This is a genomic window from Nonomuraea recticatena, from assembly GCF_039533245.1.
Lineage (GTDB): Bacteria > Actinomycetota > Actinomycetes > Streptosporangiales > Streptosporangiaceae > Nonomuraea > Nonomuraea roseola.
This window is the reverse complement of sequence record NZ_BAAATE010000020.1, coordinates 168,840-180,677: the sequence shown is the minus strand read 5'-3', so window position 1 is coordinate 180,677 and position 11,838 is coordinate 168,840. Positions and strand designations below refer to the sequence as shown.

Annotated in this window: 10 protein-coding genes and 1 pseudogene; 4 read left to right on the top strand and 7 right to left on the bottom strand. The window is 70.7% G+C overall.

Translation table 11 applies throughout. The annotated features are described in order from the left end of the window. The first annotated feature begins 237 nt into the window (after positions 1-237). Together ABFX50_RS31960 and ABFX50_RS31955 are read left to right on the top strand one after the other, a co-directional pair. The gene (locus ABFX50_RS31960; protein WP_346151552.1) at positions 238-1,719 is read left to right on the top strand and encodes a class I adenylate-forming enzyme family protein; all 1,482 of its coding nucleotides are present in this window, start codon (positions 238-240) and stop codon (positions 1,717-1,719) included. Positions 1,720-1,738: 19 nt separating this feature from the next. Beyond that, positions 1,739-2,755 carry an FkbO/Hyg5 family chorismatase gene (locus ABFX50_RS31955; protein ID WP_346151550.1) on the top strand — a complete coding sequence of 339 codons (1,017 nt, stop codon included), beginning with the start codon at positions 1,739-1,741 and terminating at the stop codon, positions 2,753-2,755. A gap of 28 nt (positions 2,756-2,783) precedes the next feature. Here the strand turns inward: ABFX50_RS31955 and ABFX50_RS31950 are convergent, their stop codons facing one another. From ABFX50_RS31950 to ABFX50_RS31925, 6 genes and pseudogenes are all read right to left on the bottom strand, one after another. Next, positions 2,784-3,635, bottom strand: coding sequence for a DUF72 domain-containing protein (locus ABFX50_RS31950; RefSeq protein WP_346151548.1), 852 nt, complete (start codon positions 3,633-3,635; stop codon positions 2,784-2,786). 53 nt (positions 3,636-3,688) lie between these two features. Continuing rightward, positions 3,689-3,850 (bottom strand): annotated as a pseudogene (locus tag ABFX50_RS31945) (alpha/beta fold hydrolase); the annotation flags it as partial. A 9-nt stretch (positions 3,851-3,859) separates the two neighbouring features. Then, entirely contained in the window at positions 3,860-4,552 is a 693-nt protein-coding gene (locus ABFX50_RS31940) for a gamma-glutamyl-gamma-aminobutyrate hydrolase family protein (RefSeq protein ID WP_346151546.1), read from the bottom strand. After that, entirely contained in the window at positions 4,549-5,313 is a 765-nt protein-coding gene (locus ABFX50_RS31935) for a 3-oxoacyl-ACP reductase (protein ID WP_346151544.1), read from the bottom strand. The genes ABFX50_RS31940 and ABFX50_RS31935 overlap by 4 nt, the downstream gene beginning before the upstream one ends. A 43-nt stretch (positions 5,314-5,356) precedes the next feature. Beyond that, positions 5,357-6,700, bottom strand: coding sequence for an aldehyde dehydrogenase family protein (locus ABFX50_RS31930; RefSeq protein WP_346151542.1), 1,344 nt, complete (start codon positions 6,698-6,700; stop codon positions 5,357-5,359). Continuing rightward, on the bottom strand, positions 6,697-8,055 hold the full coding sequence (locus ABFX50_RS31925; protein ID WP_312895595.1) for a glutamine synthetase family protein: 1,359 nt from the start codon (positions 8,053-8,055) through the stop codon (positions 6,697-6,699). Before ABFX50_RS31925 ends, ABFX50_RS31930 begins: the two co-directional genes overlap by 4 nt. A gap of 75 nt (positions 8,056-8,130) precedes the next feature. Between ABFX50_RS31925 and ABFX50_RS31920 the strand changes: the two genes are divergently transcribed. Beyond that, complete coding sequence (locus ABFX50_RS31920) at positions 8,131-8,835, top strand: FadR/GntR family transcriptional regulator (protein ID WP_428834714.1); 705 nt, start codon at positions 8,131-8,133, stop codon at positions 8,833-8,835. A 53-nt stretch (positions 8,836-8,888) separates the two neighbouring features. Here ABFX50_RS31920 and ABFX50_RS31915 read toward each other — a convergent pair whose 3' ends face one another. Continuing rightward, entirely contained in the window at positions 8,889-10,607 is a 1,719-nt protein-coding gene (locus tag ABFX50_RS31915; RefSeq protein WP_346151537.1) for a DUF2264 domain-containing protein, read from the bottom strand. 91 nt (positions 10,608-10,698) lie between these two features. Between ABFX50_RS31915 and ABFX50_RS31910 the strand changes: the two genes are divergently transcribed. Further along, the gene (locus ABFX50_RS31910; RefSeq protein WP_183648877.1) at positions 10,699-11,745 is read left to right on the top strand and encodes a substrate-binding domain-containing protein; all 1,047 of its coding nucleotides are present in this window, start codon (positions 10,699-10,701) and stop codon (positions 11,743-11,745) included. The last annotated feature ends 93 nt before the right edge of the window (positions 11,746-11,838 follow it).

Sequence of the window (11,838 nt, the reverse complement as noted above, 5' to 3'; positions counted from 1 at the left end):
CGATCAAGACGATGCGCGACACCGGGCGCGACATGCTCGACAAGTACAAGGAGACCTCACGCGGCGGCCTGGCCGTCAACGTCATCGAATGCTGACAGCTCTTCGGCAAAGCCCACCCGGACAGCGGGCCGTCAGGCAGTCGGCGGCCGCCTCGACCTTTGCACGGCTCTTGACGCCACTCCACCGTCCGCTGTAGAAAGCTCGCGACGATCATGACGGTCGGAGGAGAGCTGTTGCATGACGGGCATCGACAATCTCGCCGAACATCTTGCCAGGACCGCTCGTGAACAGGGGTGGCTCGAGCGCCACGCCTACCTCGCCGACGGCGCCGTCCACCGCTACGCCGACGTCTTCGCGGGCGCCGACCGGATGGCGGCCTACCTGTCCGCCTCCGGCGTACGCCGGGGCGAGCGGGTGCTGGCCTCCCTGCCCGACGGCATGGACCTGATCTGGACCATCCTCGGGACGCTCCGCCTCGGCGCGATCGTCGCCCTGGTGAACACCGACCTCCACCCCGACGAACTGCGGCAGACGGCCGAGCTCGCCGGAGCGAGGCTCACCGTCGCCGACCCCCGCGTCGCCGACGTCTTCGACGGCCCCACCGTCACACCCGCCATGATCAGGGCCGAGCAGGACCAGGCCGCCGTGCCGCCGGCGGCCGACTGCGCGCGGGACACCCCCGGCATCGCCCTGCTCACCTCGGGAACGACCACGGGCCGCCCCCGCCTCTGCTTCCACACGCACGGCGACCCCCACGTCTTCGACTCCGCGTTCGGCAGGGTCCTCGACCTGAGACCCGGCGACGTGAGCCTCTCCGTGTCCCGCATGTACTTCTCCTACGGGCTCGGCAACACGCTCTTCTACCCGCTGCTCAGCGGGAGCGCGGCCGTCCTCACGCCGCGACGCCCCACGCCCGCCGAGGCGCTCGCCGCGATCCGCGACCTCGGCGTCACCGTGTTCTACGCACAGCCCAGCTTCTACGCCAGGCTGCTGGCCGAGCCCGACCTCTCGCCGCTCGCCGGCCTCCGGCTGGCGGTCACGGCCGGAGAGGTGCTCGCCCCCGCCCTGGAGGGCGCCCTGCGCGAGGTGCTCGGGGAACGGCTGCTCAACGTTCTCGGCACCACGGAGGTGGGCCAGGTCTTCGCCGCGAGCCCCCCGTCCGAGACCAGGGAGGGCACCGTGGGCAGGGCGCTGCCGCCCTTCCGGATACAGCTGGTCGACGACGAGGGCGAGCCCGTCCCCTCAGGCGCCGAAGGCAACCTGCAGGTCGCGGGGCCCACTATCGCGCCCGGTATCGGCTCCCCAGCGGAGAGTCTCCGCCACGGCGAGAGCAGCTGGTGGCCCACGGGCGACACCGCCACCATGGACGACGACGGCTACCTCCGGGTCCTCGGCAGAGCCGACGACATCGAGATCGTCGGCGGGCAGAACGTGCACCCCGCCGAGATCGAGGACGTGCTCGCGCGGCATCCGCTCGTGCTCGAAGCGGCGGTCTGCTCGACCCGGGCGCAGGACGGCACGTCGAAGCTGCTCGCCTACCTCATCACCAAGGGCGACGAGTCGGACCACGCCACGATCCGCGGCGAGCTGGCCGACGCGGCCAAGAAGCAGCTGACCTGGTACAAGGTGCCGTCGGAGATCGTCTTCGTCGCCGAGCTCCCACGAACCTCGACGGGCAAACTCAGCAGGCGAGACTTACGGGCCAGGGCAGCGGGCTGACCGGCAGGAGGCGGCACCGATGGCGACATACCCGAACGGACTGCGTGGCCGACTGGTCCGGCCCCACGAGGAGCCGCCCTCAGGGCGGCACCTCCTGGGCCGGGTCGCCTTCCTCGACCATCACCGCCCCCCGGCCGTCCGCGACGGTGTCGCGGACATGGGCGTGCATCTCGCCCGCGACGAGAGCGCCCTGGTCACCGAGGTGTGGGAGACGGACGCGCCCCCCACGTCCGGCATGTACCGGGATCTCGTGTACGCCCACGACGGCGAGTACCTCTTCTGCGCCGGTCAGATCCCGGAAGGCGGGTCCTACCGCGAGCCGGTGCGCGAGGCCTACGACGCGGCCTTCGACCTGATCAGCGAGCTCGGCTATCCGCACGTCATCCGGATCTGGCACTTCATCAACGACATCAATCGCGCCAACGCCGACGGCATGGAGATCTACAGGGACTTCTGCCTCGGCAGGGCCGAGGCGGTGGACCGCCGTCTCGGGCCTGCCGGCGAGATGCCCGCCGCGACCGGGATCGGCTCTCTCGGCGGTGGCATCAGCTGGTACCTGCTGACCTCCAGAAGCGGACGCGTCCGCCACCTGGAGAATCCGCTGCAGGTTCCCGCTCCCTCCTATCCCCACAGGTACGGCCCCCGGCCGCCGAAGTTCGCGCGCGCCACCTCCCTCTCGCCACCGGGCCTCGACGGCGCCGGCGACATCTTCGTCGCCGGCACGGCCAGCATCCTCGGCCACGAGACGGTCCACGAGGGCGACGTCGCCAAGCAGTGCGACGTGACCCTCGCCAACATGGCGAAGGTCCTGAGCAGGGAGAACCTGCTGGCCCACGGGATCGACGACGGCCGGACCCTGAAGGACCTCCGCCTCGTCAAGGTCTACCTCCGCCACGAGGAGGACCTCGAGGCCGTCCGCTCCGCGTGCGCCGAAGCCTTCTCCGACACGGCCGAGATCGTCTACTTCACCGTGGACATCTGCCGCTCGGACCTGCTCGTGGAGATCGAAGGCATCGCCCCGCGCCCGACGGCGTGAGCGGAGCAGGGCGTCGGCGAGGGCGGGCTCAGAAGAGGGTCAGGGGCTCGACGGGCACGGGGTCGGGCAGCGGGTCGAGTTCGGGGAGCCCCGCGCGCACCTCGTCGTGGAAGCGGCGGGCGAGCGGCAGGGCGTCGGCGTTGTCAGGGGTGTGGATGAACACCGTCGGGGAGCGGCCCTCGCGCAGCCACTCGGTGACCGTCCCGACCCAGTGCCGCCATCCCTCGACCGTGCGCTCCGTGGAGTCCCTTCCGAGGTAGCGGACGATCGGTCGGTCGGTGAGAGCGCGCGACCTGCGCGGCACGCGGGGCTTCTTCGTCCACGCGTCACGTTCGGCGTCGCTGGTCGGAGGGCTCTGGAAGAGCGTGGTGGTGTCGAAGGGGATCCACTCGGCGCCGGCGTCGGCCAGAACCCGCTCGAGGAGCCGTTCGGAGCGCTCGTCGTCGAAGAAGGCGCGGTGGCGGACCTCCACGGCGTACCTGTGCGAGCGGGGAAGCCCCCGCAGAAAGCCTGCCAGTGCGCCGAGGTCGGTCGGAGCGAACGATCCGGGCAGCTGGATCCACAGGGCGTGGGCCCGGGGTCCGAGCGGCTCCATCGCCTCGAGGAACGTTCGGAGCTCCTCCTCGGCGCCGGTGAGGCGGCGCTCATGCGTGATCGGCTTGGGCAGCTTCACCACGAAGCGGAAGCTCGGGTCGGTCTGCCGCGCCCACGACTCCACCGAGCTGCGCGCCGGTGTCGCGTAGAACGTCGTGTTGCCCTCCACCGCGTCACACCAGGACGCGTAGGCGCGCAGGCGCTCGCCTTGAGGCAGCGGAGACGGCAGGAAACGCCCCTGCCATGGCGCGTGCGTCCACATCGCGCATCCCACATGAAGCCGCATGGATGCGACGTTATCGAACCCATCGCGTCGGGGGTGAGCGGATCGGCCACGGGGGAGCGGCCGCAGCCGCGCAGGTCGGGGAGGAGCAGGCGCCGCTCGCCCGCCAGCCGGTCGAGCGGTTCGACGAGATAGCTGTGGTCCCAGTCGGGGCCGCCGTGGACGACCAGCAGCGTGCGGTCGCGCGGCCCGTCGAACTCCTTCACGTGCAGGCGCATCAGGAGAGGCTAACCGGCGGCTCCGACAAGGGCGCGGAACAGGGCGCCGTCCTCCGCCGCCTCGGGGTGCCACTGCGTGGCCAGGGCGAAGCGGTGCCCGGGCAGCTCGACCGCCTCGATGGTGCCGTCGGCGGCGTGCGCGGTGGCAAGCAACCCGTCGCCGAGGCGGCGAATCGCCTGGTGATGGTAGTGCGGGACGGTCAGCGGGTCGCCGCCCACGATCTCCGCCATGCGGCTGCCTGGCGTGACGCCGACCGGCATGTGGCCGAACTCGCCCGGCGCGGGCGCGTGCCCCGAATGCCCCACCGCGTCGGGCAGGTGCTGGTGCAGGCTGCCGCCGAGCGTCACGTTCAGAACCTGCAGCCCCCTGCAGATGCCCAGGAAGGGCAGCCCCGCCTTGAGCGCGGCGTCGGCCAGCGCGAACTCCGCCGAGTCACGGAAGGGCCGGACGAAGCCGGTGCGCTCGTGCGGCGTCTCCGCGTAGAGCGAGGGGTCGATGTCACCCCCGCCCGCCAGGATCACCCCGTCGAGCCTGCCCACGACCGAGGCGAGGTCCCCTGCGGGCGGCAGGATCACCGGCTGCCCACCCGCGCGCGCCACCTGTTCCACGTACATGTACGGCAGCAGCGCCGTCGTCATGTCCCACACGGTGAACCGCGCAGGCTCGACGTAACAGGTGATGCCGATCAAGGGTCTGGTCATAGGGGTGTAACGTACGCTCCCGAGATGCCGCCGTCGACCAGGAACTCGGAGCCGGTGATGAACGAGGCGTCGTCGGAGGCCAGGAAGGCGACCGCGGCCGCGATCTCGGTGGCCTCGGCGAAGCGGCCGACAGGGATGTGCACCAGGCGGCGCTGGGCGCGCTCGGGGTCCTTGGCGAACAGCTCCTGCAGCAGCGGGGTGTTCACCGGGCCGGGGCACAGGGCGTTGACCCTGATGCCCTCGCGGGCGAACTGCACGCCCAGCTCCCTCGACATCGCCAGCACGCCGCCCTTGGAGGCGGTGTAGGAGATCTGGGAGGTCGCCGAGCCCATCACCGCGACGAACGAGGCGGTGTTGATGATCGAGCCCTTGCCCTGGCGCCGCATGTACGGGATGACGTGCTTGCAGCACAGGTACACGGAGGTCAGGTTGACCTCCTGCACCCTGCGCCAGGCGTCGAGGCCGGTCTCCAGGATGGAGTCGTCGTCGGGAGGGGAGATGCCGGCGTTGTTGAAGGCGATGTCGACGCTGCCGTAGGCGTCGAACGCCGTCTGGTACATCCTGACCACGTCGTCCTCGCTGGTGACGTCCGCCTTGACGAACAGGCCGCCGACCTCGTCGGCGGCCTTGGCGCCGCTGGGCTCGTCGAGGTCGACGCAGACCACCTTCGCGCCCTCCTCGGCGAACCTGCGCGCGGTGGCCAGGCCGATGCCGCTGCCCGCGCCGGTGATCACGGCGACGCGGTCCTGCAAACGCTGCATGTGTCCTTCTCTCGGTTGCTCTGCCCAGCGCGGGGGCGGGTGGTCAGTCGGTGGCGATGAAGACGTTCTTGGTCTCGGTGAAGGACGCCAGCGCGTCGGGTCCGAGCTCCCTGCCGAGCCCCGACTGCTTGAAGCCGCCGAACGGTGTCCAGTAACGCACGCTGGAGTGGGAGTTCACGCTCAGGTTGCCCGCCTCGACCGCCCTGGCGACGCGCAGGGCCCGCCCGACGTCGCGTGTCCAGATGGAGCCGCTCAGGCCGTACGGCGTGTCGTTGGCGATGCGCACCGCGTCGGCCTCGTCGGTGAACGGGACGACGGACACCACGGGACCGAAGATCTCCTCGGTGAAGGCGCGGTCGGTGACGGAGGAGGTGAGGACGGTGGGAGGGAACCAGAAGCCGGGGCCCGAGGGGCACGAGCCCTGCAGGTAGGGGGTGCCTTCGACGAAGCCGCGCACCCTGTCGAGGTGCTCGGCGCTGATCAGCGGCCCCATCTCGGTGCTCTCGTCCAGCGGGTCGCCGACCTTGACGTCGTGGACGGCCTGCGAGAGCAGGGCGAGGAAGTCGTCGTGGACGGAGGCCTCGACGAGGATCCTGGACCTGGCGCAGCAGTCCTGGCCCGAGTTGTCGAAGACCGCGTAGGGGGCGGTGGCGGCGGCCTTGTCCAGGTCGGAGTCGGCGAAGACGATGTTGGCCGACTTGCCGCCCAGTTCGAGGGTGAGGCGCTTGACCTGCGAGGCGCAGGTGGCGGCGATCTGCTTGCCGACCTCGGTGGAGCCGGTGAACACGATCTTGGCGACGTGCGGATGCTCGACGAGGCGGGCGCCCGCGACCTCCCCCGCTCCTGGCAGCACCTGGAGCACGCCTTCGGGCAGTCCCGCCTCGAGGGCCAGCTCGGCGAGCCTGAGCGCGGTCAGCGGTGTCCACTCGGCGGGCTTGACGACCACCGTGTTGCCCGCCGCCAGCGCGGGGGCGACACCCCAGGTCATGACGACCATCGGGAAGTTCCACGGCACGATCACGCCGACCACGCCCAGGGGCTCGTGGAAGGTGACGTCGATGCCCCCCGCGACGGGGATCTGCAGGCCGTGGTGGCGCTCGGGCGCTCCGGCGTAGAAGTGCAGGACGTCGCGGACGTTGCCCGCCTCCCAGCGGGCGTTGCCGATGGTGTGGCCCGCGTTGGCGATCTCCAGCTGGGCCAGTTCCTCGGCGTGCGCGTCGACCTGCTCGGCGAAGCGCCTCAGCAGGCGGGCGCGGTCGCCCGGCGAGACCTGGCGCCAGGTGTGGAAGGCGGCCCTGGCACGCTCCACCGCCCTGTCGATCTCCGCCGCGTCGGCGAACTCGACGTCGGCGACGACGGCCTCGGTCGCCGGATTGATGATCTTCAAAGTCTCTCGAATCCCCTGAACAGTTCCCAGTCCGTCACGGCCGCCTCGAAGGCGGCCAACTCGACGCGGGCGTTGTTGGCGTAGTGCGCCACGACGTCCTCGCCGAAACTCTCGCGGGCCAGCTTCGACCCTTCCCACAGCGTCAGCGCGTCACGCAGCGTGTGCGGCACGGTCTCGGCGCCGCTGGCGTAGGCGTTGCCGGTGAACGGCTCCTCCAGCGTCAGCTCGTTGTCGATGCCGTGCAGTCCCGCCGCGATGAGCGCGGCCACCGCGAGGTAGGGGTTCACGTCGCCGCCGGGCACGCGGTTCTCCACCCGCAGTGAGGGTCCGTGCCCCACGAGACGGAGCGAACACGTGCGGTTATCCACACCCCACTTGACCGCGGTCGGGGCGAAGCTGCCCGGCACGTACCGCTTGTAGGAGTTGATGTTCGGAGCGTAGAAGAGGGTGAGTTCTCGCAGGCAGGCCAGCTGCCCTGCGATGAAGCGCGCTCCTGTCTCCGACAGTCCGTACGGCTGGCTCCCCGCCATGATGGGCGAGTTGTCCACAGACCTCAGCGATATGTGGATATGACAGGAATTGCCCTCGCGCTGGTTCGGCTTGGCCATGAAAGTGATCGACTTGCCCTCCTGGGCGGCGATCTCCTTTGCGCCGTTCTTGTAGACCGAGTGGTTGTCGCACGTGCGCAGCGCCTCGTCGTAACGGAAGGCGATCTCGTGCTGGCCGAGGTTGCACTCGCCCTTGGCCGACTCGACGTACAGGCCCGCGCCCTCCATCTCGAGCCTGATGCGGCGCAGGAGCGGCTCGATGCGGGCCGTGCCGAGCAGTGAGTAGTCGACGTTGTAGAGGTTGGCGGGCGACAGGTCGCGATAGCCGCGCCGCCAGGCCTCCTCGTAGCTGTCGTCGTAGACCACGAACTCCAGCTCGGTGCCGACGTAGGCGGAAAGGCCCCGCTCTTCGAGCCTGGCCAGCTGCCTGCGCAGGATCTGGCGGGGCGAGGCGGTCACGTCGGAGCCGTCCTCCCAGGTGAGATCGGCCATGAGCAGGGCCGTCCCCTCCTGCCAGGGGATACGCCGAAGCGTAGATATATCGGGCTTCATCACGAAGTCGCCGTAACCGCGCTCCCATGACGACATCTCGTAGCCGTTGACAGTGTTCATGTCGACATCGACGGCGAGGAGGTAGTTGCATCCCTCTGACCCGTGGTGTAGCACCTCGTCAAGGAAGAATCTCGCGGAGAGTCGCTTTCCCTGCATCCTGCCCTGCATGTCGACCAGAGCCAGCAGGACGGTGTCGATCCGCCCCGCTGTCACCTCGTCGCGCAACTCGTCGATGGAAAGGAAGCCAGCCGTCACAGTCACCCTCCCGCGTTATTGGGCTAGTGTTAGACCATTGGCAAGTCAGAGTCAAGAGGGGTGGACTTGAACCCGCTGACGGTGTTGCGCCCGGTGAGGGCCGGCAACGCCTTCGAGGAGACCGTGGAACGGCTGCTCCAGGCGATCAAGCTCGGCATGGTGGCGCAGGGCGAGAAGCTTCCTCCCGAGCGCGAGCTCGCCGTCCAGCTGGGGATCAGCAGGGTCACTCTCCGTGAGGCCATCCGCGCGCTGCAGGAGGCCGGCTACCTGGACGTACGCCGTGGGCGCTACGGCGGCGCCTTCGTCATCTACGCGCCGCCGCCTCCCGGCACGGGGGACCTCCGGCAGGCGGTCGCCGAGATGGGCACCGACTCGCTCGCCGACGCGCTCACCTTCAGGATGGCGGTGGAGTGCGGGGCGGCCCAGGTGCTGGCCTCCACCCCGCTCGACGAGACGCAGCGCGCCCTTCTCCTCGGACGGCTGGCCGAGCTGAACACCGCGCGCCCCGACGAGTACCGGCGCCTCGACACGGCCTTCCACCTGTCGATCGCCGAGCTCACCGGCTCCTCGCTGCTCGCCGCCACCTGCGCGGACGCCCGCCTCCGTGTCACCGACCTGCTCAACGCCATCCCGATGCTGCAGGTCAACATCGAACACGCGGCCATCCAGCACGAGGCCATCGTGGCGGCGATCCTCGCGGGAGACCCCGACGGCGCGCGCAGAGCGGTCGCCGAGCACCTGGAGGGCACCGCCGCCCTCCTGCGCGCCTTCCTCGCCTGAACCGCCACCCGGGCCCCGACGGGCCGCACGCCCGAGCCGGCGGTCACGCCCCGCTAGAGCGGAAGATCCTGGACGGTGCCGTCGTGCCAGGTGACGGTCGCCCCCACGGGGTCGTAGACGGGCGGCGGAGGTGCGGGGGCGGCCGAGAGGGTCGCCACGCAGACGAAGACGGACCCGGGCCCCGCGCACTCGCCCTCCAGGCACGGCACCAGCGCGTCGGGGCCGAAGACCGTGCCCTCGGGCGACTCCATGACCGACGAGCGGGTGAAGCCGTGCAGGGGGAGAAGGGCGCCGGTCAGCTCCTCTCCCGCCGCCTCGGGAAGGGCCCAGCCGGTCTGGCGGACCACCGTGCCGGAGGGGGCGGTGACCCGGTGGAGCCTTACCTCGTGCGGGCCGCGCACCATGCTGACGCTCTCGATCAGCGTCGAGGGCGTGGGGCGGCTGGAGGAGGCGGCCCAGCCGGGGCCCGCGCCGAGCGGCGTGATGGGCCCGCGCGGGGTCACCTCGCCGTCGATCACCAGCCCGAGGTGGTTGTCGGCGGGGGTGGCAGGGCCCGTCCGAGAGGAGTAGGCCAGGCGCTGGTAGAGGGGGTCGTCGGGGCCGCCGCCCGGCGGCTGGTGGTCGCTGCCGTGGTTGACCAGCCTGACCAGGCCGTCGGCGGCGGTCGAGTGGACGAGCAGCCCGGGGCCTGGCAGACCGATGGCCTGGTCGGCGCGTTCGACGGGGCCAGGCTCCTCGACGGAGGTCCAGGCGGGGTGGTCGGCGGGCAGGAGCAGGCCGAGGAAGCCCTTCGAGGCCCAGTACGGCGAGGCAGCCCCCGAGTACGGCTGCAGCGAGGGTTCGTGCGGGCCGTACCAGCCGAGCGTGAGCAGGCCCTGAGGGGAGAGCGCCCTGCCGTCGGCCAGGAAGTGCCTGAGAGCGCCGCTGGCCAGGCGGCGTGCCGTACCGGGGGAGTAGGGGGAAGCGCCGAGCAGTTCGCCGGCCCACACAGGTGCGGCGGCGGCGAAGCGGTAGATGAGCGACCTGCCCTGGTAGACGGGCGAGCCGTTGGCGTCGAAGGCGGAGCCGTAGTTGCCGAGGAAGGCGCGCAGGCGCGTGGCGTACGGCTCGGCGGGCCCGCCGAGGTGGGCGTGCAGGGCCGGGTAGAGGTGCATGGCCCAGCCGTTGTAGTGGTCGAAGTTGCGCCCTTCGCCGTCGCGGTACCAGCCGTCGCCCTCGTACCAGCGCTCGATCCTGTCCAGGCCTCCGTCGATGACCGCCTGGGTGTCGTGGCCGAGCTCCTGGAGGAACCCGGCCACGGTCACGGGGAACAGGTGCCAGTTGTTGTCGACGTGCTTGCGGCGCAGCGCCTCCTCCAGCCATCCCACGACACGGGCCTGGACGCCCGGGTCGAGCCGGTCCCACAGCCACGGACGGGTCAGCCGCAGGCCGAGCGCGATGGAGGCCGCCTCCACCATGGGCTGGAAGTGGTCCTTGATCTCCGGCCAGGTGCCGAGGGGGCCGGTCGCCAGCCCCTCGGCGTACGGCTGGAGCGCCGCGGGATCGCCGCCGCCGGCCACCCTGAAGGCCGCCAGCAGGAAGGTGCGGGCATAGCCCTCGAGCCCGTCGCAGCCGGACCAGCTGGCCCTTCCCGGCAAAGTGATCAACGAGTGATCGGGTGAGCGATACGGTTCGACCGCGGACAGCAGGGCGTCGGCAGCGGCCTCCCAGTGCGCGCGCGTCCACCCGGTGTACGGGCTGAGTGATCGGTCCTCAGGCGGAAGGGCGAGCATGCGGGCTCCGGGAGATGATCGAACGAAACAATACGTTCACAGCCGAAACCTACAGCGCTAGGATCGGAACGTCGAGTGTGAGGAGTCCCCCTTGTTCGTCGAGCAACGCCATGAGCTCATCCTGCGCGAGGTGCGCGAGCGCGGATCCGTGCGGCTGGCCGACCTGGTCGAGCGGCTCGGCGTCTCGATGGTCACCCTGCGCAGGGATGTCGAGCACCTGGCCGGTCAGGGGCTGGTCAACAGGGTCCACGGCGGTGTCACGCTGCCCCCTGAGACCGTCCAGGAGAGCCGCCCCTCGATCGAGCGTTCGCTCACGATCGGGATGCTGGTGCCCTCGGCCACCTACTACTACGGCACGGTCATCAAGGCCGCCCGCGACCAGGCGCAACGCCTCGGCGCGCGGCTGGTGCTCGGGGTCTCCCGCTACGACGACGACGAGGATCGCAAACAGGTGGGACAGCTGATCGCCGGAGGGGCCGAGGGCCTGCTGCTCACGACGAGCAGGCAGCCCGACGAGTCGCACGTGTCGTGGCTGGCGGGGCTGGGGGTGCCCGCCGTCCTGGTGGAGAGGATCGCCGAGCTGGGCGGACCCGCCTCCTTCATGGACGCGGCCGCCTCCCACCACGCCCACGGCGCCTTCCTAGGCACCAGGCACCTGGCGGAGCTGGGCCATCGCAGGGTGGCGATGGTGACCCGCAAGAGCCCCACCGCGCCGCGCGTGCGCCACGGCTTCCTCTCCGCCGTGCGCGACCTGGGGCTCGAGACGCCGGGGGAGTTCGGCGTGGAGCAGGACGGGCCGTCGGACGAGCAGGTCGCGCAGGTGGTCAGGGCCATCGGCGACGGCTCGGTGACCGGGCTGCTCGTGCACAACGACGAGGACGCGCTGCTGCTGGTGCAGCACCTGCGCCTGGCGGGCGTGCGGATCCCCGCCGACGTCTCGATCGTGGCCTACGACGACGAGGTCGCCGCGCTCAGCGACCCGCCGCTCACCGCGGTCGCGCCGCCCAAGGCGGCGGTCGGCCGCAGCGCCGTCGACCTGCTCGTCCGCCGGATCGAGCAGGGTTCGGCGCTGGCCGCCCAGCACGTGGCGCTGCTGCCGGAACTCAGGGTGCGGGAGTCCACCGCCGTACGCGGCTGATTGTTTTGCGTTCATTTCGTTACTGATCGAAATCTAGACAAGCCTTCGCTTTTGAGCGAATGATGCACTAGCGATCGGAAGCGATGAGGAGCA

Excerpts from the sequence above, each read along its gene's own strand:
- ABFX50_RS31960 (WP_346151552.1), top strand. The coding sequence starts at position 238 with ATGACGGGCATCGACAATCTCGCCGAACATCTTGCCAGGACCGCTCGT.
- ABFX50_RS31915 (WP_346151537.1), bottom strand. The coding sequence starts at position 10,607 with ATGCTCGCCCTTCCGCCTGAGGACCGATCACTCAGCCCGTACACCGGG.
- ABFX50_RS31940 (WP_346151546.1), bottom strand. The coding sequence starts at position 4,552 with ATGACCAGACCCTTGATCGGCATCACCTGTTACGTCGAGCCTGCGCGG.
- ABFX50_RS31950 (WP_346151548.1), bottom strand. The coding sequence starts at position 3,635 with ATGCGGCTTCATGTGGGATGCGCGATGTGGACGCACGCGCCATGGCAG.
- ABFX50_RS31935 (WP_346151544.1), bottom strand. The coding sequence starts at position 5,313 with ATGCAGCGTTTGCAGGACCGCGTCGCCGTGATCACCGGCGCGGGCAGC.
- ABFX50_RS31955 (WP_346151550.1), top strand. The coding sequence starts at position 1,739 with ATGGCGACATACCCGAACGGACTGCGTGGCCGACTGGTCCGGCCCCAC.